At 50.6% G+C, this 23225-nt stretch carries 15 protein-coding genes and 1 tRNA gene; 9 read left to right on the top strand and 7 right to left on the bottom strand.

What is annotated here, in order from left to right; translation table 11 throughout:
• The first annotated feature begins 102 nt into the window (after positions 1 to 102).
• Positions 103 to 345: a hypothetical protein gene (locus ACYVAM_RS25995; protein ID WP_461072570.1), complete on the top strand. Its 243-nt coding sequence runs from the start codon at positions 103 to 105 to the stop codon at positions 343 to 345.
• 81 nt (positions 346 to 426) lie between these two features.
• On the opposite strand, the gene ACYVAM_RS25990 is transcribed toward ACYVAM_RS25995, so the two are convergent.
• From ACYVAM_RS25990 to ACYVAM_RS25980, 3 genes are all read right to left on the bottom strand, one after another.
• Entirely contained in the window at positions 427 to 1677 is a 1251-nt protein-coding gene (locus tag ACYVAM_RS25990; RefSeq protein ID WP_461072568.1) for an acetate/propionate family kinase, read from the bottom strand.
• Positions 1659 to 3755 (bottom strand): phosphate acetyltransferase, encoded by a 2097-nt coding sequence (gene pta, locus ACYVAM_RS25985; protein ID WP_461072566.1) that lies wholly within the window; start codon positions 3753 to 3755, stop codon positions 1659 to 1661. The genes ACYVAM_RS25990 and pta overlap by 19 nt, the downstream gene beginning before the upstream one ends.
• Positions 3756 to 4144: 389 nt before the next feature.
• Complete coding sequence (locus ACYVAM_RS25980; protein WP_461072564.1) at positions 4145 to 5344, bottom strand: MFS transporter; 1200 nt, start codon at positions 5342 to 5344, stop codon at positions 4145 to 4147.
• Positions 5345 to 5690: 346 nt separating this feature from the next.
• On the opposite strand from ACYVAM_RS25980, the gene ACYVAM_RS25975 reads away from it, so the two are divergent.
• Together ACYVAM_RS25975 and ACYVAM_RS25970 are read left to right on the top strand one after the other, a co-directional pair.
• Positions 5691 to 8105 carry a TonB-dependent receptor gene (locus ACYVAM_RS25975; protein ID WP_461072562.1) on the top strand — a complete coding sequence of 805 codons (2415 nt, stop codon included), beginning with the start codon at positions 5691 to 5693 and terminating at the stop codon, positions 8103 to 8105.
• A gap of 78 nt (positions 8106 to 8183) precedes the next feature.
• Positions 8184 to 8741 carry a hypothetical protein gene (locus tag ACYVAM_RS25970; RefSeq protein WP_461072560.1) on the top strand — a complete coding sequence of 186 codons (558 nt, stop codon included), beginning with the start codon at positions 8184 to 8186 and terminating at the stop codon, positions 8739 to 8741.
• Positions 8742 to 8935: 194 nt separating this feature from the next.
• Here ACYVAM_RS25970 and ACYVAM_RS25965 read toward each other — a convergent pair.
• A tRNA-Met gene (locus ACYVAM_RS25965) sits at positions 8936 to 9009 on the bottom strand.
• A gap of 112 nt (positions 9010 to 9121) precedes the next feature.
• On the opposite strand from ACYVAM_RS25965, the gene ACYVAM_RS25960 reads away from it, so the two are divergent.
• The 5 genes from ACYVAM_RS25960 (at position 9122) to ACYVAM_RS25940 (ending at position 14793) form a co-directional block, all read left to right on the top strand.
• Positions 9122 to 9514, top strand: coding sequence for an START-like domain-containing protein (locus tag ACYVAM_RS25960; protein ID WP_461072558.1), 393 nt, complete (start codon positions 9122 to 9124; stop codon positions 9512 to 9514).
• A gap of 129 nt (positions 9515 to 9643) precedes the next feature.
• Positions 9644 to 11149, top strand: a complete 1506-nt coding sequence (locus ACYVAM_RS25955; protein ID WP_461072556.1) for an LptF/LptG family permease — start codon at positions 9644 to 9646, stop codon at positions 11147 to 11149.
• A 141-nt stretch (positions 11150 to 11290) separates the two neighbouring features.
• A complete protein-coding gene (gene rpsO, locus ACYVAM_RS25950) occupies positions 11291 to 11566 on the top strand; it encodes a 30S ribosomal protein S15 (RefSeq protein WP_461072554.1) in 276 nt (91 codons plus the stop codon).
• A 161-nt stretch (positions 11567 to 11727) separates the two neighbouring features.
• Positions 11728 to 13854, top strand: a complete 2127-nt coding sequence (locus ACYVAM_RS25945) for a polyribonucleotide nucleotidyltransferase (protein WP_461072552.1) — start codon at positions 11728 to 11730, stop codon at positions 13852 to 13854.
• Positions 13855 to 13929: 75 nt separating this feature from the next.
• Complete coding sequence (locus tag ACYVAM_RS25940) at positions 13930 to 14793, top strand: sigma-70 family RNA polymerase sigma factor (RefSeq protein WP_009282104.1); 864 nt, start codon at positions 13930 to 13932, stop codon at positions 14791 to 14793.
• Positions 14794 to 14993: 200 nt separating this feature from the next.
• Here ACYVAM_RS25940 and ACYVAM_RS25935 read toward each other — a convergent pair whose 3' ends face one another.
• From ACYVAM_RS25935 to ACYVAM_RS25925, 3 genes are all read right to left on the bottom strand, one after another.
• Complete coding sequence (locus tag ACYVAM_RS25935; RefSeq protein WP_461072550.1) at positions 14994 to 16148, bottom strand: HU domain-containing protein; 1155 nt, start codon at positions 16146 to 16148, stop codon at positions 14994 to 14996.
• A gap of 20 nt (positions 16149 to 16168) precedes the next feature.
• The gene (locus ACYVAM_RS25930; protein WP_461072925.1) at positions 16169 to 17851 is read right to left on the bottom strand and encodes a TonB-dependent receptor; all 1683 of its coding nucleotides are present in this window, start codon (positions 17849 to 17851) and stop codon (positions 16169 to 16171) included.
• Positions 17852 to 17955: 104 nt separating this feature from the next.
• On the bottom strand, positions 17956 to 21039 hold the full coding sequence (locus ACYVAM_RS25925; RefSeq protein ID WP_461072548.1) for a tetratricopeptide repeat protein: 3084 nt from the start codon (positions 21037 to 21039) through the stop codon (positions 17956 to 17958).
• A 204-nt stretch (positions 21040 to 21243) separates the two neighbouring features.
• On the opposite strand from ACYVAM_RS25925, the gene ACYVAM_RS25920 reads away from it, so the two are divergent.
• On the top strand, positions 21244 to 23100 hold the full coding sequence (locus tag ACYVAM_RS25920; RefSeq protein ID WP_461072546.1) for a M61 family metallopeptidase: 1857 nt from the start codon (positions 21244 to 21246) through the stop codon (positions 23098 to 23100).
• Positions 23101 to 23225: the final 125 nt, after the last annotated feature.

Below are 23225 nucleotides of genomic sequence, written 5' to 3'. Positions count from 1 at the left end.
TCGGTCTGAAATCTGTCAACGCTCCGGCTGATGGAGGTCATCGACAGGACGTTTTCCTTCCGTCACATTTGTCGGGTTATTAACCTTCTTTCTTTTACCAACATGACATTCGATTCCAGTGCACATCTTCTCTCTTTCGTTCTACCCATGTCGTTCAAAAAGGGAGATTTAACGTTCTTTTCTCCGAAAACGGGCGTAGACGTTCACATACCCATCAGGCCCGGCGGGCGGCCCCGCCAGGTGGTCTCCACAGATCAGTTGGACAAAGGGGTCTGGCGGGCACTGCTTCACTGGTCGGACGGCCGACAGCAGTATCAGGATGAGAAACAGATTATTGTCATTTAAGTCGCCAGACCCCTGAATAGCATGCGAAGAAGTAATGGGGTCAGCTACGATGACTTTAGCGTGACCCATCGGCTCCGGTTCCTACTCTACCTGCTTTGAATCGGTTTGCAATAAACTAAAGCTCTGTTGGGCAATCTCAAGCTCTTCGTTCGTCGGTATGACGAGGATCTTGACGGGTGATTCGACCGAATTGATTTCCCGGATGCCGGGTGAAATGGCCACGTTTTTGTCCGGGTCAAGGTGAATTCCTAAATAGTCCAGTTGCTGGCAAATCCGCGCCCGCACAACCGAATCGTTCTCGCCTACACCGGCCGTAAAAATCAGCGCATCGAGTCCATTCAATACGGCGGTATAGGCCCCGATGTACTTCTTGACCCGGTAGGCATACAACTCGGTCGCTAGTTCGGCCATTGCATCACCTTCGTCCCGTAAGTTACGCACATCCCGCATGTCACTAAACCCCGTGAAACCCGCCATCCCTGACTGTTTGTTGAGTATCGTATTGACCCGATCAGGACTGTAGCCGTGCTCGATCAAATAAAAAATGACCGCCGGATCAATATCGCCCGAACGGGTCCCCATTACCAGGCCAGCCAGTGGGCTGAACCCCATGCTGGTATCCAGTGACTTTCCATTTTGAACAGCCGTAATGCTGCACCCATTGCCTAAGTGAACGCTGATGAGCTTCGCATCTGGTTTGCCCAGCCAGGCAGCTGCTTTCTCACTGACATACTTGTGGGATGTTCCATGAAAGCCATACACCCGAATGCCTTCTTCCCGGTAGAGCGACTCCGGAATGGCATATCGAAAGGCGTATTCCGGCATGCTCTGGTGAAAGGCGGTATCGAAGACGGCAACCTGCTCGGCTTTGGGGAAGGTCTGTTCCGCGATTTCAATACATACATAGTTGATCGTATGCAGGGGGGCCAGTGGGAAATAGGATTTGATTTTCTCTTTGACCGACGGGGTAATGCGGGTAGCCCGGGTAAAGTTTTCTCCGCCATGCACCACCCGGTGGCCAACGGCCATAATCTCGTCCGGATGCTGAATAACGCCAACGTTCGCATCCGAAAGCAGGGCTACCAGCTCCGCAAAACCCTGGGCATGTGTGGCAATCGGTTCGTGCCGCTCGATGACCGGACTACTCGGTTGACTCACTACGTTGTGGCGAATAAAGGACTGATCCGTCCCAATGCGTTCAATCAGCCCCGTGCAGAGGGGCTCAATGGCGGGCATGTTGAAAAGCTGATACTTTAATGAACTACTTCCCGCATTAATAATGAGAATGTGCATAATGGCTGGTAGCGTGGCCGCTACGAATTTTGTTGACATTGAATGGCGGTGATGACGACGGTATTAAATACGTCGTCGACTGTACAGCCCCGACTCAGGTCATTGATGGGTTTATTCAGTCCCTGGAGCATGGGGCCGATGGCCAATGCCCCCGTTTCGCGCTGCACGGCCTTGTATGTATTGTTTCCCGTGTTCAGATCCGGGAAGATCAGCACGCTGGCTCGACCTGCAACCGTCGAATCGGGCAGTTTCTGGTGGCCCACCAGTGGGTCGACTGCGGCATCGTACTGGATGGGTCCCTCCACATTCAAGTCTGGCCTTTTCTGGCGAACGATCGCCGTTGCCCGCCGGACTTTGTCCACATCTTCGCCTTCGCCCGAACTGCCCGACGAATAGGACAGCATGGCGATGCGGGGCTCGATGCCGAAGCGAGCACTCGTGTCGGCCGAAGAAATGGCAATGTCGGCTAGCTGGTCGGCTGTTGGGTTGGGATTGACGGCGCAGTCGCCGAAGACAGAAACCCGGTCGGGCAGGCACATGAAAAAGACGGAGGAAACCAGCGAAACGCCCGGCTTGGTTTTAATGAACTGCAGGGCCGGCCGGATGGTATGCTGGGTCGTATGTACCGCTCCGGAAACCATACCGTCGGCATGTCCTTTGTAGACCATCATGGTGCCAAAATAGGACACGTCAAGCATCAGATCCTGCGCCATGTCGATGGTCACATTTTTGGTTTTTCGCAGTTCGTAAAGTGTTTCGACGTAAGAAGCATAGAGGGGCGACGTGGCCGGATTGATGATGGTCAGGGTAGTCATATCCACCGGAAGGCCCAACCGCTTGAGGGACGCCATGATTTCCGTTTCGTCGCCCAGCAAGGTGATCGTGACCACATTCTGAGCCAGGAGCCTAACGGCTGCGGTCAGGATGCGATCGTCGTTGCCTTCGGGAAGCACAATATGCTTTTTCTGGCTCTTGGCTGTCTTCACCAACTGATACTGAAACATGTGTGGTGTAATACCCTCGGCGTGGAACGTGACAATCCGGTCGTCGAGGGCCTTCATGTCCATATGGGCCTCGAACAGGTTCAGGGCCAGCTCGATTTTGGGCTTGTTATCGGCCGTAATGCGGGAATGGATCGCGCCGATGGCTGTAGTCGTCCCAAAGGTGCCCTGACTGACGGTCAGAATAGGGAGCACCGTCTGGAGTCCTGAAATGAGCCGGGTTACAGGCTCATCCGGTACCGTATCGGCCGTGAGTACAATGCCCGCCACTTTCGGATAGTTCGTTGACAGATTTGCCTGCAAGGCCCCGATGATGATGTCGCCCCGATCGCCCGGGGTGACGATCAGTACGTTCTCCTTGATATAATTCAGGAAATTAGGCAGCATCATCGCGCCGGTGACAAAGTTGTCTACCGGGTTGGTAAGCAGACTTTCGCCCAACAGGACTTTGGCCCCCAGGGCATCCCTGATTTCTTTCATCGTCGGGCTTTGCAACTGTTTTTCCCACGGAATAACCGTGAGCAGGCTATCGGCCGGTAGCTGCATGCGAAGTAGTTCCTGGACGTCGGCAACCTGATCAGGCTTCACCCGGTTGGCCACCAGGCCTAGCACCTGTACTTCCCGGCTGACAAATCCTTGCAGGGCACTCTGTGCGGAACTGACGATTTGGGCCGTGGATTTTTGGTCACCACTGATGACGATCAGTACCGGAGCTCCGAGGTTTTTGGCAATGGCGGCATTCGACTCAAATTCAAAGGCGATGCCTTCGCCCAGAAAATCGCTGCCGTCGATTACGGTAAAATCACAGCTGTCTTCTATGATTTTATATTTGCTGATGATGGTATTGAGCATGTCGCCCCGCCCGGCCGATTCCATGCGTTGCAAAGCCTCCTGCCGGGTGAAAGCGTAAGTGTCTTCATAGGCGATGGGCAGGGCAAAGTAGTCCAGAATGGTTTCGATATGGATTTCTTTCTGACCCGTCGGTTGTTCGGTAATAATGGGTTTGAAATACCCCACCTTTTTGGTTTTCCCCAGTAACCAATTCACCAGGCCAAGGGCTACTAAGGATTTACCGGTATAAGGCTCTACTGACGCGATGTAAATGGCTTTCGTCATACGATACGTGGCTTGTTAATGGGTCAATACGAGTCAATCAACATCCGTTGTTTAGACCCCATGAATCAACCTAGTAATGTATAGAGTAAGCTCAAAAGTTCGATTTATGTTTGTCGAGTGCTCTTTACGTAAAATCTTCCTGTTCTCGTTGTCGTACATGCCATACCGAGTAGCTGGCATGGTAGCGGACCACTGGATAAACGAACGACCAGCCGTGTGTCCCGATCATCATTTCCTGTAAGCCGCTCCTGACGGGGCCACTCGGAAGCGAGCCACTACAACCGCGGATTCGCCAACTGGAAACCGCCTGTTAAAACTTGAAAAAAGCCCACCGGGGCCATCCGGTGAGCTTTGCCTGTCCCGGCGGGAACAGCTTTTTCAGCATATGTCTATTTCGCTGTTCCGTTGATCTGATAAACGAGTGCAACGAGCACTAGGAGCAGGGCAATAAAGCTCAAGGCTATGGATAACGAAAAATGGTAGGCGATAAAGCCTAGCAAAGCTGGCCCGGCCAATAGACCCGTGTAGCCGATCGTTGTAATAGCCGGTATACTTACCGTTGGTGAAATACCGGCTAATCGACCAGCCTCGCTGAAGAATATAGGCACGATATTGGCTACCCCCAGCCCCAATAGTACAAAACCAACTAAACTACCCCATACCCAAGGACTTAGTATCGCTATCAACAAACCGACTGCCCCCACTAAACTGCCACCAACGACAACCGTTTTACTTGTCAGGCGTACCACTAGTTTATCCCCCATCAGCCGCATTGTCGCCATGGCAATCGAGAAGGCCGCGTAACCGGCTCCGGCAAGTTCTACGTTAATTCCTTTGATATCGCGCAGAAAGATAGCACTCCAGTCGAGAATGGATCCTTCTGCCAGAAAAACAGCAAAGCACATTAGCCCCAGGAAAAGTACACGGCCGTGCAACCAGTCGTAGGTTTTCCTGCCTTCTGCTGGTTGCTCAGTTGTAGTCGAAAACCTGGCCATTACCTGTCGTTCAACAGCAGCAGAAAATAAGTGTTTGTACTGGACTAGGGTAATACTTACCATTAGTAAGGAAATCGTACTAACCGCGTACATAGGGTCGAGGCCCAGCTTAATCAAAAAGCCTAAGCCCAGCGAACCGAACAGACCACCTATACTGAAGAGGCCATGTAGGGAGGACATAATTGGTTTTCCATACAGGTTCTGTACTTGCAGTCCGTGGGCGTTCATGGCTACGTCAATAGCACCAATGGCTGAACCGAATACAAACAGTGTTATGCCCATGGCTATCGTGGAGGTAAGGAGCAACAGCAGCGGCAGGGTAAGCGCCATTAGTAGGGCAGCACAGGCCATGACAAGCCGACTACCCAAACGGCTTACCAGCCAACCCGAGGTTGGCATCATAAGCATAGATCCAGCCCCTAAGAGGAGCAATAACAAACCCAGGTTGGCATCATTTAAGGTTAACCGATCTTTTGCAAAAGGAACCATGGGTGCCCAACTAGCCATACCCAAGCCGCAGACAAGAAATAGTAACTGAGTAGCCAGGCGAGCTCTTAATACGTCTTCGGTTGGCTTAACTTGGTTCGCAGTCATAGTACGGGCAGATCGTGCTTTTTCAAAAGGTTGAAGAGTCGTAAATGCGTTTACTACTCTATGACGTCGCAAGAAATGGGAATCTAAGCGAATTCTCCGCTCCTGAACCAGCTTACTGAGCCGCGGTTCTCCTGGAGACTCGTTGACTACAGGCGATTATCTTCTTGTCCACGCATTTGTCTACGCCCGGAAATAGGGCGTGGTTCGCGATAATAGTACCTGTGAGAACACTCGACTTTCGCTTACTAGTTTCTTTATTAGGTAGTATCCGCTCTTTTGTTTATTATTGCAACCTCGTTGCATAAATGAAGTTGTGCTTTCAGGCGTGTTGACGGCACTAGGGCGAATGAATAACGTAAAGAAAATAGGTATTTTGATCGGGTTGCTAGTCATAACGGCTTCGTGGAGTCTGGCTCAGTCAGACTCCTGTGTGGCAAGGCTGCAAGGGCAGATTTCGGGTCAGGATACGCAACAGCCATTGATAGGCGCAACTGTTTATGTTCGTGAGTTAAAAACAGGCACTGTCGCCGATTCGGTTGGCAATTTTAAGCTTAATCGCCTTTGTGCGGGAAGCTACACGATTGACGTCCAGTTTGTTGGCTATAAGACAAGCACGGTGTCCGTTCAGGTTGGGCGAGACTCCGTTGTAACAATAAAACCTGTACAACTTGCCTCTGATAACCAAACGTTGCAGGAAGTTTTCGTGACTGAGCACCGGTCTGAAGCCCAGCAGTTACTCCAAACGCAGGTTAGTTTATCCGGAGCAGCCCTCGATCAGACGAGGGGTCAATCGCTGGGCGAAAGCTTAAAAGCACTAGCCGGGTTGTATTCCATCCAGACAGGCCCCAGTATTTCCAAACCGGTCATTCACGGGTTATACAGCAACCGGATCATTATACTTAACAATGGCATTCGGCAGGAAGATCAGCAATGGGGAACGGAGCACGCGCCCCAGGTCGATCAGTTTCTGGCCTCCCGGCTGACCGTCATAAAGGGCGCAGCCAGTATTCGGTATGGATCCGATGCGATTGGGGGCGTTATTCTGGTGGAACCCAAAGCAATGCCCACACGGCCCGGCATCAGTGGTGAACTAAACCTGGTAGGAGCGACCAACGGGGGCATGGGCGTTGTATCCGGCATGATGGAAGGCGCGTTCGATAAGAAACAAACGGGGCTGAGCTGGCGCCTGCAGGGAACGCTCAAACGGTCGGGTTACGTTAAAACGCCCAAGTATTATCTGGAAAATACCAGCTATCACGAGAACAACTTCTCGGGCGATCTCCACTACGACCATAAGAATATCGGAGTAGAACTGTTTTATAGTCAATTCGATACGGAAATAGGGTTGTTTACGGGGGCTCAGGTGGGTAGTCTGGCTGATTTATATGCCGCCATCAGCCGTCCGGAGCCATTGTCGCAACCTGGTTTCTCGTACGCTCTCAACCGGCCTTACCAGGCTGTACAGCACGATTTATTGAAAGCGCGCGGCCATCTTCATCTCAACGGGGGGGGCACGCTGACGGCAACGTTTGCCCGTCAGCAGAATACACGTCGGGAGTATGATTTCATTTCGTTCAGTGGCATACGAACGCCCGAATTATACCTCAAACTGGTTACCCATACCTTGGATCTTGTTTGGGAGCATGCACCCATTAAAATACAAGCCCGTGGCCATCGCGATGCCGGACAGTGGTCGGGGAGTGTCGGGTTTAATGGCATCACGCAGGGCAACGTTCGGGAGTACCTGTTTCTGATCCCAAATTTCCGCAATTATGGCGCTGGCCTGTTCGCTATCGAACGCTATGCCGTGGGCAGGCTGACGCTGGAGGCTGGCCTTCGGTATGATTATCGCTGGCTCCGGGCCTATTTTCTGGATGAAGTCACGAAGCGTACCTATTTTGAAACACATACCTGGCAAAATGCCAATGGCTCGCTGGGGGCGGCCTATCAGCTTCGCCCGGATCTAACCCTCACGGCAAACGTCAGCACCGCCTGGCGTGCCCCCAACGTGGCTGATCTGTATTCGAATGGCCTGCACCAGAGCGCAGTTGCCTACGAGCAGGGTAACCCAGATCTACAGCCTGAACAGGCGTATAACAGCAACCTCGTGCTGGCCTACGCGGGCAAACGGCTGAGTGGAGAGATCGGTGTATATAACAACCGGATCGATAATTACATCTACCTGAAACCCGATTCGGTGCCCGTTATCCGGCAGCGGGGTGCGTTTCCGTCCTATACCTATGCGCAGGTTCGGGCAACGTTTCGTGGTGTCGATGCGTCGATTACCTACAAGCTGACGAATCAACTCACTGTCACGAGCAAAAACTCACTCCTGTTTGCCTACAACCAGACGGATCATGATTACCTCGTATTTATTCCCGCCAATCGGTCGGATGATGCCATCCGATATGACTGGGCGAAACGGGGGAAACTAACCAGCCTATATGTTTCGGTGAGTGGGCTGTACGTTTCCCGGCAGAATCGGGCACCCGCCGTGACGAGTCGGCAGGAAAACGGGGCCGTCATTTTTACGGGCGATTTTGCTCCTCCACCGCCAGCTTACTTTCTGCTGGGAGCCGAAGCGGGTTTTCAGACGCAACTGGGTAAACAGCCCATCAGCGTCATCCTAAGTGGGACCAATCTGGCCAATACGGCTTACCGGGATTACCTGAATCGCTTTCGCTATTTCGCCGATGAGCCTGGCCGTAACCTGATACTCAAAGTTAAACTACCACTTTTTGCCAAAAATCTGGCTCAGTAATAGAGCGTGCAAACGCCAGTGGTGAGACACGACAATAAACACAATAATAACAACCTGTACAGTTTAAACTCAATAAGCATGAATAACCCAGCAAAATCGGTTCTATCGCTCGCGTTCGTTGTCCTATTGGCCGGAGCCTGCAAAAACGACGAACAAAACGTAGCTCCGACCGACGATAATGAAGCCATCACGACGGCCACATTAACGCTTACGAACAAGGCCGTGCCCACCGATATAGTAACGGCTACCATCGAAAATCTGAACACAAGCGCTGATTTTAGTAAAGCAACCCTGAACCTGAAAGCCAACACAACCTATACGGGGGCTATTTCGCTGCTGGATAAAACAAAAACGCCCACACTCGATGCGACGGAGGAGATCAGAGAAAAGCTCAACGAACACCTGTTCGTGTACACGCCCAGTACCGGACTGGCGCTGACCATCACATTGACGGATAAAGATACGAATCCTGCCCCTGGTCCTTACCCGGTTGGGTTGACCACCGAAATGAAAACGGGCGCTGCCGGATCGGGTAAACTGAAGGTTGTTTTACGCCATCAGCCAAACGTAAAAAATGGCACTGCAACGCCTGGCTCATCTGACCTGGATACGGATTTCAATGTGGTGATTCAATAGGGTGAAAATTGATTTCTTTTCTGTAAAAAACGCCCTGACTTGATGTAAGTCAGGGCGTTTGCATTGATTTGTTAGGGATAGGAGTACTCGTACATGCCTGGTTTAACAGGAGACGGCATGCGCTTAGGGGCTTAAAACGCAAAAAACCCGCTTTAGGTGCGGGTTGGATTAACTGGTGCCAGTGAAAAAAAATGTAGCGGGGAGCAGGATCGAACTGCCGACCTTAGGGTTATGAATCCTACGCTCTAACCATCTGAGCTACCCCGCCGTTTCGTTTCACAAAAGTAGGGAAAAATAGACGCGAAGCAAAAAAAGTCGTTGACTTTCGCAAAAAAATTCGTTTACCTTTGCCAAGCCCCCCTTGATCAGGCGAAGATATTATGGAGAAATTTAAGTTTATTGCCGAATACGAACTTCGGGCATCTCCCAAAATGCTGTTCCCTTATATTAGTACAGCATCCGGCTTATCGCAGTGGTTTGCCAGTAAGGTAAATACGATGCCTGAACAACGATATGACTTTCAATGGGACAACGAAAGCCATATCGCCAGACAGGTATCCATGCGCCAGAACAAGGGGGTCCGGTTTGAATTCCTGGAAACGGCAGAAAACGGCTCCGACAATAACTATGTTGACTTTCGGGTCGATCAGAGCGAACTGACCCAATCAACCTTTCTGCGTATCACCGATTATTCGGCAACTACGGACGAAGAGGAACTGCAAGATCTCTGGGATGGCCTGATGTATAAGCTTAAAGAAATCGTAGGAAGTTAAAATTAGTTAAGGGAGCGGCATAAATGAACTATGAAAGACCCAAAATACGTACTATATATGGTGTAGTATATGTAAACCAGATCCTGCTCTGTATCTGTACATTCGGGTCCGCCTGCGCGGCATAGTAGAATGAAAAAAATAGATAAGTTAGTACTCGGCTCATTTTGGGGGCCGTTTTTTTTGACACTCGGCGTCGTCATCTTCATCTTTCTGATGAGACTGCTGATGTTTTACATCGACGAGTTCGTCTCCAAAGACCTCGATCTGGCCACCTTCGGCCGTCTGCTTTTCTACTTTGCCTTGTTGACTATTCCAACCGCGTTGCCGTTGGCCGTTCTCCTGTCATCGTTAATGACGTTTGGGAATCTGGGCGAATTTTTTGAACTGACAGCCCTCAAAAGTGCGGGAATCTCACTCACTCGGGCTATGCGGCCCTTACTTATTGTTGCTACGTTTATCAGTGCGTTCTCGTTCTGGTTCAATAATTCAGTAGCGCCCTGGGCCAACCTGAAAGGATACAGTCTGCTCTATGATATAAAAACGGCCAAAGCCACGCTAAACTTAAAGGAAGGTATTTTCTACAACGATTTGCCGGGCTACAGCATTAAGGTTGACCATAAAGTAAAAGCAGGAAAAAATAGTACTACCGGCGATCTGCTCAAAGGGCTGGTTATTTACAAACACCCCATGAGCGGTGTGGAATCGGGTAATCGCGAAATTATCCTGGCCGACTCAGGGCGGATGTACACCGATAAAGATCGGACATACCTCGTTTTTCAGCTCTTCAATGGCAATGATTACCAGGAATATTCTGATAATAGTATCAGTTATGCCAGCAATGGATCGGCAGCCCAGGGGGCGCAGTTCATGCGAAATGGGTTCAAGGACTATCGGCTGGTGATTAGTCTGGAGTCGTTTGGGATCAAGCGTACTGACGAAAATCAGTTTGAGTACCACGAGTACATGAAAGATCTCAAGCAGTTATCGGCGTTGACGGACTCCCTGCGGAGAGATTATAACAACACAAGTCTTAATGTCGCGGGTACCTCCCGCCAGTATTATACCTATCAGTTTAAGGCCGATGCTATACTGAAACAGAAAAAGGTAACCGAAGGGAAATGGGTGGACTCCCTGCTTCGGAAACAAACTGTAGTAACGCCTGACCTGGCCCAAATGGCGCTGAATCAGGCGCAGAATATTTTATCATACTCCACATCGAACGTGACGTACCTGACCGAAAAGGAAAAGAACGTATGGCGGTATGAGTTAGAAAGTCACCATAAGTTCACGCAGGCGGTATCGGTCTTTGTCATGTTTCTGATTGGTGCGTCGATGGGAGCGATCATTAAAAAGGGAGGGTTCGGCCTGCCCGTGCTGATTGCCATCGTGTTCTTTATCTTTCTCTATATATTGACCATCGCGGGTGATAAGTATGCAAAGGACGGTTTAGTTTGGGTACCCATTGGTGCCTGGATGGCAAATATTGTGCTGTTCCCACTTGGTCTGTTGCTGATGCAGCGCGCCCGGCATGACTCTCGACTATTCGATAAAGACGTCTACCTGATTGCCTGGGAGAAGTTTAAAAACCAGACGTGGCTGAAGAATAGTTTCTTAAATCGTAAGGTAGCAAGCTAATACTTGGCAAGTAGTGCACACAGGCGTACTGGTTTCACGTTAAGCAATGAGCAATTGTCAACGTATACGTATTAACTTGCCACTTTTTTTCCTATCTTTGCACCCGAATTCATTATTTTCAACTTAATTAGCTGTCTGAAGATGTATCTAACGACCGAAAAGAAACAGGAGATCTTCTCCACCTCGGGTTATGCCAAAAGCACTACTGACACCGGGTCGGCCGAATCCCAGATCGCGCTTTTTACCTATCGGATCAGTCATTTGACTGCTCACCTGAAAGTTCACAAGCACGATTACGGCACTCAACTGGGTTTGTTAAAATTAGTTGGTAAGCGTCGGCGTTTGCTGAACTATCTCCTCAAAAAGGACATCACGCGGTACCGGGCTATCCTGGTCGCCCTGGGACTCCGGAAGTAATTTGGGACAACCCACAAAAAGGGAATCTGCTCAACAGTAGATTCCCTCATTTTTGTTGTTTCTATTAGTAGCGATTGCACTTAAGTACAAGTAAAAAAGGTTAGCTGGGCAGGCTGCCGAGCGGTTTAAAGCTGTAAGAGGACGTATTCAAAATCTGTTGTATGTTTGAAATCACCACGCAATCCGTTGCGCTGCCCGACGGGCGGGAAATTACCATCGAAACCGGAAAACTGGCCCGTCAGGCCGACGGAGCGGCTGTTGTACGGTTAGGCGACACGATGCTGTTAGCCACCGTTGTATCAAGTAAAGACGCTAAAGAAGGCGTTGACTTTCTTCCCTTATCTGTTGATTATCAAGAAAAATTTGCGTCGGCTGGCCGGATTCCGGGTAGCTTCCAACGGCGTGAAGGTCGCCTGGGTGATCACGAAATTTTGATTAGTCGTTTAGTTGACCGTGCACTGCGGCCAATATTTCCTGATAATTACCATGCCGACACGCAGGTGATGATCACGCTGATTTCGGCCGATCCCGAAGTTCAGCCTGATGCCCTGGCTGCCCTGGCGGCTTCTTCAGCGCTGGCGGTATCCAATATTCCCTTTAACGGGCCGATCTCTGAAGTACGCGTGGCGAAAATCGACGGTCAGTACAAGATCAATCCGAAGACTTCTGAACTGGAACGGGCTACCATCGACTTGATCGTTGCCGCTACAGCTAAAGATATTTGTATGGTGGAAGGCGAAATGGACGAATGTTCAGAAGCCGAAGTGGTGGAAGCCCTGAAAGTGGCGCACGAAGCCATCAAAGTACAGTGCCAGGCTCAGAAAGAGCTGGAAGCGAAGGTCGGTAAAACCGAAAAGCGCGAGTACAATCACGAAACCCATGACGAAGAACTTCGTGCCGCTGTTCGTGCCGCTACCTACGACAAAATTTATGCTGTTGCCCAACAGCAGAACCCAAGCAAAAAGGGTCGCTCGGATGGTTTCAGAGCCGTTCGTGATGAGTATTTAGCGTCGTTTCCGGAAGGAGCAGAGGTTAATGTGGGCCTGATCAAAACCTATTTCCATGATTTGGAATGGGAAGCATCCCGCCGGTTAGTACTCGACGAGCGCACGCGTCTGGATGGTCGTAAACTGGACCAGATTCGTCAAATCTCCGCCGAAACCGGTTATCTGCCTGGTCCTCACGGCTCCGCTCTCTTCACACGGGGCGAAACGCAGTCACTGACGACCGTGACGCTCGGTACAAAAACGGATGAGCAGATTGTGGACCAAACCATGTATCAGGGGTACAGTAAATTCCTGTTACACTATAACTTCCCCGGTTTTTCAACGGGTGAAGTAAAACCGAACCGGGGCGCTGGCCGCCGTGAAATTGGTCATGGCAATCTGGCTCACCGGTCGTTGAAAAAGGTATTACCACCAGCCGAAGAAAATCCGTATACGATTCGTATCGTTTCCGATATTCTGGAGTCGAACGGTTCGTCGTCGATGGCTACCGTCTGTGCCGGAACAATGGCCCTGATGGATGCCGGTATCAAAATCAAAGCACCGGTAGCGGGTATCGCGATGGGCTTGATTTCGGATGGCGACAAGTATGCCGTTCTGTCTGATATTCTCGGCGACGAAGATCACCTCGGTGATATGGACTTCAAGGTTACGGGTACCGAAAAGGGTATCGTGGCTTGTCAGATGGACCTGAAGGTTGATGGCTTGTCGTATGAAGTGCTGGCGCAGGCACTGGAGCAGGCTCGTGTGGGCCGGTTGCATATCCTGGGTGAAATGAAGAAGGGCATTGCCGATGTTCGTTCGGATCTGAAACCACATGCTCCCCGCGCGATGGTCATCAAAATCGATACCAACCAAATCGGTGCCGTTATCGGACCCGGTGGCAAAGTCGTTCAGGATATCCAGAAAGATTCTGGTGCCGTCGTCAATATCGATGAACACGATAATGCAGGTTGGGTCAGCATTTTTGCCACCAGCAAAGAGAGCATGGACAAAGCCGTGTCTCGTGTGAAAGGAATCGTAGCCGTGCCGGAAGTTGGCGAAACCTACGTTGGTAAAGTAAAAACGATTCAGCCCTTTGGTGCTTTCGTCGAATTCATGCCGGGCAAAGACGGACTTTTGCACATTTCCGAGATTAAGTGGGAGCGTCTGGAGACCATGGACGGGGTCTTACAAGTAGGAGAGGAAGTAACAGTGAAGTTGATCGACGTTGATAAAAAGACAGGAAAGTACCGTTTATCGCGTAAAGTTTTGCTGCCAAAGCCAGAGAACAAAAATGCGTAAGTCATTGTTACTTTTTTGTGTAATGCAACGTCAAACGATAGCGTTATATAGTCACTCCACCGGGGACAACGGATTATGAGACAGCTAAAAATTTCAAAACAGATAACCAACCGCGAGAGCCAGTCGTTAGACAAGTACTTGCAGGAAATTGGTAAAGTGGACTTGCTTACCCCTGACGAGGAGGTAACGTTGGCCCAGAAAATACGGGAAGGTGACCAATTGTCGCTGGAGCGATTAACGAAAGCCAACCTGCGCTTCGTGGTGTCGGTTGCCAAGCAATATCAGAATCAGGGCCTTTCTTTAGGCGACCTGATCAACGAAGGAAACCTAGGTCTGATCAAAGCAGCCCAACGGTTTGATGAAACACGTGGATTTAAATTTATCTCGTACGCCGTTTGGTGGATTCGTCAGTCTATTCTTCAGGCGTTAGCTGAACAGTCCCGGATCGTGCGGCTACCCCTCAACCGAGTTGGCTCGCTGAACAAGATCTCGAAGACGTTCTCTGACCTTGAGCAGAAATTTGAACGGGAACCATCGCCGGAAGAACTGGCGGCTGTCCTCGAAATTTCGGCAGCTGAAGTTGTTGATACCCTGAAGATTTCAGGTCGTCACGTGTCGATGGATGCTCCGTTTGTGCAGGGTGAAGAAAACAGCCTGCTCGATGTACTGGAAAACGATGGCGAAGACAAACCAGACTCTGGGTTGATCAATGATTCGCTGCGTAAAGAAGTACAACGGGCGTTGTCGACATTAACGCAACGGGAAGCCGACGTGATCACGCTCTACTTTGGTCTGAATGGCGAACATGCCATGACGCTCGAAGAGATCGGTGAGAAATTTAACCTGACCCGCGAACGGGTACGGCAAATAAAAGAAAAAGCCATTCGTCGGCTGCGCCACACCTCACGGTCGAAAGCGCTGAAGACGTATTTGGGTTAAAATTCCTGTTTGTATGTGTGCAGAACGGTTCCTTCGAAAGAGGGAGCCGTTTTTGTTTAGAAGCTCTTTCGGAATTAACTACGTATACCTGAGCAACAGCCAATAAAGTTTCAACGGTTTAAGCGCACTAGCTACCTATCAGCAAAGAAGGACAGCCAATCTTGGCTGTCCTTCTTTGCTATCATAAAGATAGTTAAATCCTAATTCTTATAAAGCCAGGCGGATGAACCAGCTAGTTCGCTGACCGCAGCCATGTTGGCAACCGCTTCCTCACGGTCTGCTGAACCCGCAGCAGCAACTTTATATCTGGATACTTTCTGACCGCGATCGGGCATAATGACAAAAGCGTCGGCATAACCTGCTTTCCGCAACTGTCGTTTCAGACGAAGCGCGTTTCGCTTGCTAAGAAAAACGCCGGCAATGACTGTATAATAAGGCGTTGTACGAACCGCCTTAACCGCAACGGCTAATTCAGGCTTGGCTGCTTCTGAAGCTGGCTTAACAGCAGGCGTAGGTTCAAGTTTTACTTCACTTACGTCAGGTGTTGTTGTTGGTTCGGTTGGCACTGGACTAGAAGCTGCTGATGTTCCAGCCGGTGTAGCTACCGGTTGTTCGTCAACGGCAACGGGGGTTGGATCAGATACCGAAACAGGTTTTGGTGCATCGCTATCCGCTTTGGTGCGCTCGAAATAGGAGGCAGAGGTGCGGAAGAGATTAGCTGGGTCGAGGCTACTTTGAAAAGGTTGCCCCGGATTGATAACCGAAAAATAACTGAATACTCCGAGTGAGCCAATTAGGAGCGCGGCTGCCGCCACCCGCCAGTAAGGACGTGCCGGGCGATAGGGCGTCAGCGTGGTGTCTTCATCCCGGACCAACACAGGACCGAGGGCCGTAACGGGAACCGCATCTAGAACAGACTCAAGTTTTGGCTGACGATCAACCAGTTGGGCCGACAAGGCGCTCATACCATAGGCCTCACCAAAGAAATTATGTCGAAGGCTGGGGTCGAACTGTAAACGGCCTTCTTCATTGTGTGTAAACGTGCCAATACCGTCAATCTCGAACCGACCGTCTGCGCTGACCTGCTGGCGTAACTCGTTGACGAACTGGCTAATGTACTTCTGGGCACCCTCGCGCGTGACCGGTTCATGAAGCATAATATAATTGGCCAGGATACCATCGTCGAACCGAAGCGCTTCGTTGAACGCAACCCGTTTGCGGGGGGGTAGGTATAAGCCGCTGGTTTCTGTAAAGGCTGCCGGTTGGTAATGTGTGAGGAAAGCCCCCAATTCGGGAACAACCACACAGTCATACTGATACAGCAACTTTTTGAGATAATCTTTAACAGCAGCCATAGTGTGCGTCGGTGGAGAGTTTAGAACGAATAACTGATTCCTCCAAGAAAGTTAAGCCCTTGCGTTTGATAATACAAATAGCGCTGGTAATTCTGACCGAAGATATTATTTAACGAGACAAACGCAGAGATCTGTTTACCTAAGAAATAGTCAATTTTTATGTTGGCGTCATAGATCGGTTTAAGGGTATAGACGACGCCAGACGTGAAATTCTTGTTCTTAATCCCCTGATAAAAGTACAAATCAGCGGTGACAAATAATTTTTTATTCAGGGTGTACGAGTTACTCCAGGTTGCCGCTACCTGCGGACGTCCCCAGGCTTGCTCGAGCCGGTCGAGGCTATAGTTAAAGTAATCCGCTTTTAGTGACGAGCGGAACTTGTCTTTCTGAGCATAGGCTAACTGGCCTGAGATGGTCAGCACGTTGGCGCTGCCCCCATCGTAAAGAACGGAGAATTTCGTGGTGTCGGTAGTGCTGTTGTTGAAGGTCGAGAAATTCCGGTAACGCGCATAAGATGCTTTTCCCTCATAAGAAAACCCGCCACCAATGTTTCCTTTCGAACCGCCGTAAATATCCCACGACTTAACAGTGTTAACCAGTAAAACTTGTGAACCAAGCCACTTATTTTCACCCAGTAACGAGCGTAATGTATTACGGTTGATATCGCCATCAACACCGGCAAAAATGTGGATATTCGCGACGGGCGCCACATCGATGTCAACGACCGGAAAGGCTCTCGTGTCGTTGATACTTTGTCGCTGATCCGTTTGGTTAACGGCATTGATACCCGCCGTAATGGTGAACAGGGACGAGGTATACTTGAACGCGGGCTTTACCCGAAACAGGTTCCGGTTATCGACAATAGACCCGTCGGAGCGTTGGGTTACGTATGCATCGGCGGCTACAAGGGCGAAGACGTTGTCCGTGATTCCGATCGACGCATTCAAATTGGTGCCCCAGTCCGTTTCAGACGCATTGAAACGGTCGCTTAACGAGGTAATTCCCGTGCGGAGTGAATAATCGATTGCGTTTTCTGACTTGGCATTTTCAATGCCGAGCTTAAAGTTTACCGTATTCAGCCGCTGTTTGATCAAATCCGGATTGAAGGAGGGTTGGGCGGCATATTCGCGGCTGTAGCCGTAGAAATTGTAGGTGTTCCGATCGAACCCGAGGTCTGCCTGGAGTTTGAATGCGTCAGCTAGATACTTGCCCGTAACTCGAACGCGTGTGTCGCTCTGGGCTGAATTCTTTCCATCAACCGGGCCAATAGCCGACGATAAATGTCGAACTGATCCTTCCAGCGCCAGGTTCGACAGATTGTTGATCCCAAAGAAACCTTCGCCCAGGAAAGAGCTGTAGTTCCCGGCTCCTAGCTTTACGTAATTGTTATACGCCTGGGTTTCGTCGGGTTGAGTGGTAGAGGGGGCCAGAACGCCGGGCGTAATTTTCGGGTCGCCGATGGTTAACTTTCGGTCCTCGAATTCATACGTTAGTTTCCGCTGTTCGGCCGATTGCTTAACGGATGGAATCTTATTAAAAATTCGGTTGGCAGGCGGCAAGTCTATTTTCCGACTTTTTTCAACCGTAATTTCCTGATTATCTACTTCGCCTTCTTTTACGGGGCGCGTCGGTTTCGTCTGCTGTGCCACAAGCACCGTAGACCAGGAAAGCAGGGTAAGGGTAAGTAGGGGACGTACGATCATAGTGAATGTACGATGCATGTTGAATGCTGAATGATAAATGATTGGTAAATGGCTTCTATCTAGCTGTTACGTATCATGCCTCAGTCAGCATTCAGCGTGCATCATTAATTTTTTGACTCCAGCGCTGCCAGCTTTTCTTTGGCTTCGGCAACGATGGTCTGGTCGGATGAGTTTTCGATGATTGAGTTTAGAACCGCTTTGGCCTGGGCAGGTTCATCCAGCGCGACATTGTTATCGGAAACCAGGATAAAGGCTTTCCCTTTCCAGTATTCAAAATCGCTGAACTGCTCGTTGAATTTCAGCAACGTGGCAACCGACTCTTTGTATTTCTTCTGCCGGTACAGGATCTCGCCCAGATAGTATTGCGCTTCGGCGCCACTGACGTCTTTGGCGAGGGCAATGGTTTTCTCAAAGTCCGCCTGTGCTGTTTTGTAATCATTCTTGGCCAGTGCTACTTTACCCAGCATCAACTGAGCTCGGTTCTGTGCACCCGCCACGACGTTTCCAACGGCCACAACCTCGCGGGCAATAGCCGCTGCCGAGTCGAGTTTTGGATACACGAAGTAGGTGTCCATCAAGCCTAACTGAGCCGTAACCTGTTCCGCCTTGCTGTTGGCGCGGCTCTGGATGATCTGGTAGTTGCGAATGGCGCGGGGATAATTCTTCTGTTTTGCTTCCAGATCGGCCGCTCGGGTGGCTGCCCGAACCAGAAAGTCCGATTTATTGTCGGCAACCACTAAGTTATAATAGCGGAGGGCATTCGCGATATCATCGGTCTGGCGGTACGATTCGGCCAGGTAATACCGGGCTTCGTTGGTGCCGGGACTGGCCGGGTATTCCTGCATAAACGCCAGAAAGGACTGAATGGCCTGTTGGTATTTACCCGTCGAATAGATGTTCTTGGCGTTATCGAACTGAACCCGCTCCACATCCGTACTCCCTGGATTCCCCTTCTTGTACTGGCCCAGTACCTGCGAAAACTCTTCGGGTCGACCGGCATCATTCAGCGTATTTTGGATACCCAGCAGGGCACTTTGTGCCTGATCTGAGTCGCCGTAGTTATCCAGAATGCGTTTGTAATCGGCTACGGCCGGGTCATACTGTTGCAGGTTACCGTAGGCGATGGCCCGCTTCAACAGGGCGGCCGGAACGAGTGAACTATTGGGCTTATCCTGAATGAGCTTCGTAAATCCCTGAATGGCAACCTGATAGGAGCCTTTCTCGAAATCGACGTTGGCTTTCTGAAATAACGATTCATCGACAAACCGTGAATTTGGATATTGCCGTTGCACCTGGTCGAACTGAGCTTTCGCTTCTGCATCGCGGCCGACATAGCTCAAAATGACCGCTTTCTGATACGAGGCATAATCTTTATCCGAAGCATTCTGTGCAATGGCCTGATCATACGAGCGGAGTGCGTTCTCGTATTGTTTGGTAGCAAAATAGCTATCGGCAAGGCGAATGGTGGCATCCTGTAGCTGAGCCGACCCGTCGGACCGCGACCCGTCGGCGGTGGCGCCTTTACTCACGAAGTCGCGGAAGTAAGGCAGTGCCCGGGCGTAATCTTTCTTGTTATAATACGCGTAGCCTAGACCGTACAGACTCTTCGTCGAATAATCGCCAGCGCCCGATTTGATGCTGGCGTACAAAGGAATCGCCGTATCATACTGTTTCCCGGCTGAGTAGGCTTCCGCTTTCCAGAACTGAGCTGCCTGCTGCAACTCGGTATTGACCGGAAACTTTAACGATTTATCCAGGTTGGCAACGGCCTGTTGGTAGCGTTCGGCATTGAAATCATTGACACCCTGATTGAAGGTCAGGCGCTGGTAGGTCGCGTTGATTTTGGGCGTCCGTCGTTTCAAGCCTTCGATGTAAGCAATGGCTGCCGGGTAATTATTGGACGCGTAGTAGGCTTCGCCAACTAACTCATTGGCTTCATTCTCAAATTTGCTGTCGGGGTATTGCTTCAGAAAAGCGGTTAGCTCCTTCACCGCATCGGCGCCATTATTCTGATCCAGTTGCAGTTTGGCGTGGTTAAAGCGGGCTTCCTCCTGAATTTCCCGATTGAACGATAACCGACCCGCCTGATCGAAAGCGTTCAGCGCGTAGGTTGGATTCTGGGTTTGCAGATAACTAACGCCAAGCGTATAAGCGGCATACTGGGCAGTCGTGTCTTTGCCACCCGCCAGTGTTTTTAGTTGGGTGATGGCGTCATTATAAGCTCCCGTACGGAACAGGGACTGGCCGTACCGAAACTTAACCGCGCCCGGCGCTTTGGCCCCCGTGGCGTTGATGTACTGTTTGTAGTACGGAATTGCCCGGGCAAACTGGTTCTGCTGATAAAAGACTTCGGCTGTAAACAGGGCAACTTCGTTCATACCCGCTCCGTTGTTGCGTTTGAGCAGCGGTTCGGTGTACGTCAAAAGATCATCGAATCGACGTTGCCGATAAAGCGCCTGGGCAATCCAGTTGGGAACCTGATTTTGGTAAATAGGGTCGTTCTCGACCCGACGGAAGTCGGCTACTGCTTCGTTGTAATTGCGGTTGCGGAAATTGATAACCCCCGCATAGTAAGAAGCCGCTGGGGCATTTGGCGAACCTGGATCAAGCTTGACTTCATTGAGCAGAGGCAACGCTTTCTTCAAGTCCTGCGTGTTATAGTAGGAAAGGGCCAGTTGATATTTATAGTTGGTTTGCTGCGTCGCACTGCCACCCTGCGCCACCGCTTTTTCCAGGAAATCGATGGCTTTCGGGTAATCCTGTCGCGTGTAATAGTAGGTGCCCAAATCGCCGTAAAGTTGGCCTGCTTTGGGGTGCTGGCTATGGTTTTTGACGAAGCGGTCCACGAGCAGTTCAGCGCCTGGCTCGTCGATGTACAGACTGGTTAGGGCGATGTAATATTCGGCCTCTACTAAATTTTGATCGCCGGTGTTGAGCAGCGATTGGGAACCGTCGCCCCGGCGCGGTTCGAGGTATTGCCGAAATTCATATCGGGCAGCGGCATAGTTGGCTTTCTCAAAAAGTTCAAGGCCATTTCGGTAGTGGTAATCCGGTTCAGCATAACTCTGGGTTCGCTGGGCCAAGGCTGACAGGCTGACGAACAACCCAACGGTTAGGCAGACTAGCCACCGGCTACTGTTGATGCGGAGCGAATGGTATTGACCCGATTGGGCGGTTGAATAGGGCATAGAAAAAATGTAAGTTCAAAGTGTCAGGTGTCAGGTACTTCCGATCAGGCGTAGCGATGTCAGGTTTACTGAACCGTGACACAACAACCCGCCGAAACTTTGAACCTGAGACTACCATTTAAGACGATTGCGTCGTAGTTTCGCCGATAATTGACAAATATCACGTCTAATCTGGACAAAAAACGAAGGTATTCCTGTTTCCGTATGAAAAAAAACGCCCGGCTTCTGTATTTACTTACTGTCTGGACATTTTTTATTCCATTTTCATCAACTGCTGGTCTTAAACGCAACGACGAGGAAAATCCACCGGCGGTCTCGCCTGGAGTAACGTATGTGCTCTCAATGCCCGAGCCACAAACGCACTATTTCGAAGTGGAAATGCAATTGAAAAATGTGGCAGCCGCCACCAATGCGAAGAAAAATGGCTATCTGGATATTAAAATGCCCGTTTGGACACCGGGTTCTTACCTGATTCGCGAATATGCCAAAAATGTGGAAGCCTTCACGGCCTCAGCCGGTGGGAAGCCCGTCGTCAGTGAAAAAGTCCGAAAGAATGCCTGGCGCGTGTATACGGACGAAGACAATCTGACCATTCGTTACCGGGTATATGCCAATGAACTGACCGTTCGGACGAGTTTTTTGGACGCCGACCACGGCTATGTGACGCCCGCCGGTATGTTCATGTACCACGATGCGTTAAAAAAAATACCCCTCCAGGTGGTCGTACAGCCGTATAAAACCTGGAAAAATGTTGCTACCGGCCTTGAGCCAGTCAACGGCCAAAACTATACCTACGAAGCGGCTGATTTCGACCTGTTGGTCGATTCGCCCATCGAGATTGGTAATCACCATACCTTTACGTTTACCGCTTCCAATATTCCGCATACTGTGGCTATGTTTGGCGATGTGGACTACAACGAACAACGCTTAGCGGCTGATTATAAGCGTGTATGCGAAGCGGCTGCTACGGTTGTGGGCGAGCACCCCTGCAAACATTATACGTTCATCGTACACCACATTCCACCGGGTGGGGGTGGGCTTGAACACCTGAATTCGACAACCCTCGAAACGACCCGCAACGCCTACGCCACCGAAGCCAACTACAAACGGTTTCTGTCGCTGGTAGCCCACGAATATTTCCACCTCTGGAACGTCAAGCGTATTCGGCCGGTAGCGCTGGGGCCGTTCGATTATGAGAATGAGAACTACACGCACATGCTCTGGCTGTCAGAAGGTTGTACGTCTTTTTATCAGGAATATATTCTACGCCGGGCGGGTTTTCATACGCCAGAGGCTTACCTGAATCTGGTGGCCAGCAGCATTACCGATATTGAGAACCAGCCCGGCACGCGGGTGCAGTCGGCGGCAGAATCGAGTTGGGATGCCTGGATCAAAGGGTATCGCCCCAACGAAAACTCGGCCAACTCGACCATTTCCTATTATAGCAAAGGGAGTGTACTGGGAACGCTGTTAAATCTGGCGATTCTGTCTGGCAGCAACGGCGAACGGAACATGGACGATTTGTTACGGCTCCTGTATGCGGAATACTACAAAAAACAGAAACGCGGCTTCACGGACGAGGAGTTTCGGAAGGCGGCAGAGCAGGTGGCGGGTCGCAAACTGGACGACTTCTTTGCCGTTGGCGTGAACACCGCCGACCCCATAAATTATAACGCCTATTTTGAGCCCGTGGGCATGAAGCTGGTCAACATAGCCGCAAGACAGCAGGACGGATTTTTAGGAGCCGCTACGACAGCGGCCAATGGGAAATCGACAATTGCCAGCGTTCGGCGCGGGTCGGCAGCGTATACCGATGGCCTCAATGTCGGCGACGAAATTATTTCGATTGACGGCCTGCGGGTAGGGGACGATCTGCTGCGTCAGGTTAGCGGTCGGCGCGTAGGCGACAGGATCAACATACTGGTGAACCGGGCGGGTCTACTTCGCGAGATTCCGGTGACCCTGACCCAGAATCCGCTGGTGAGCTATCGGCTGGAGCCCGTAGACAACCAGACGGCTGCGCAAAAAGCGTTATATGCCAAGTGGCTTTATATTAAATAGACGAGGGTAAAAACGAAACAAGTCCGGTAGATTATCGGGCTTGTTTCGTTTTTGACTTATTGAGCTTTTGCCTCACCGGCTTAGAACCCGGTACAAGGCATATGTATATCAATTGCACCGGCTTA

It is taken from the genome of Spirosoma horti (genome assembly GCF_054776595.1).
Note: the sequence above shows the minus strand (reverse complement) of the source record. Positions and strands in the feature narration are given on the sequence as shown.

Bases quoted from the DNA above. Each gene is read 5' to 3' on its own strand.
- ACYVAM_RS25995 (WP_461072570.1), top strand. From the start codon at position 103: ATGACATTCGATTCCAGTGCACATCTTCTCTCTTTCGTTCTACCCATG.
- ACYVAM_RS25990 (WP_461072568.1), bottom strand. From the start codon at position 1,677: ATGTCAACAAAATTCGTAGCGGCCACGCTACCAGCCATTATGCACATT.
- pta (WP_461072566.1), bottom strand. From the start codon at position 3,755: ATGACGAAAGCCATTTACATCGCGTCAGTAGAGCCTTATACCGGTAAA.
- ACYVAM_RS25980 (WP_461072564.1), bottom strand. From the start codon at position 5,344: ATGACTGCGAACCAAGTTAAGCCAACCGAAGACGTATTAAGAGCTCGC.
- ACYVAM_RS25975 (WP_461072562.1), top strand. From the start codon at position 5,691: ATGAATAACGTAAAGAAAATAGGTATTTTGATCGGGTTGCTAGTCATA.
- ACYVAM_RS25970 (WP_461072560.1), top strand. From the start codon at position 8,184: ATGAATAACCCAGCAAAATCGGTTCTATCGCTCGCGTTCGTTGTCCTA.
- ACYVAM_RS25960 (WP_461072558.1), top strand. From the start codon at position 9,122: ATGGAGAAATTTAAGTTTATTGCCGAATACGAACTTCGGGCATCTCCC.
- ACYVAM_RS25955 (WP_461072556.1), top strand. From the start codon at position 9,644: ATGAAAAAAATAGATAAGTTAGTACTCGGCTCATTTTGGGGGCCGTTT.
- rpsO (WP_461072554.1), top strand. From the start codon at position 11,291: ATGTATCTAACGACCGAAAAGAAACAGGAGATCTTCTCCACCTCGGGT.
- ACYVAM_RS25945 (WP_461072552.1), top strand. From the start codon at position 11,728: ATGTTTGAAATCACCACGCAATCCGTTGCGCTGCCCGACGGGCGGGAA.
- ACYVAM_RS25940 (WP_009282104.1), top strand. From the start codon at position 13,930: ATGAGACAGCTAAAAATTTCAAAACAGATAACCAACCGCGAGAGCCAG.
- ACYVAM_RS25935 (WP_461072550.1), bottom strand. From the start codon at position 16,148: ATGGCTGCTGTTAAAGATTATCTCAAAAAGTTGCTGTATCAGTATGAC.
- ACYVAM_RS25930 (WP_461072925.1), bottom strand. From the start codon at position 17,851: ATGATCGTACGTCCCCTACTTACCCTTACCCTGCTTTCCTGGTCTACG.
- ACYVAM_RS25925 (WP_461072548.1), bottom strand. From the start codon at position 21,039: ATGCCCTATTCAACCGCCCAATCGGGTCAATACCATTCGCTCCGCATC.
- ACYVAM_RS25920 (WP_461072546.1), top strand. From the start codon at position 21,244: ATGAAAAAAAACGCCCGGCTTCTGTATTTACTTACTGTCTGGACATTT.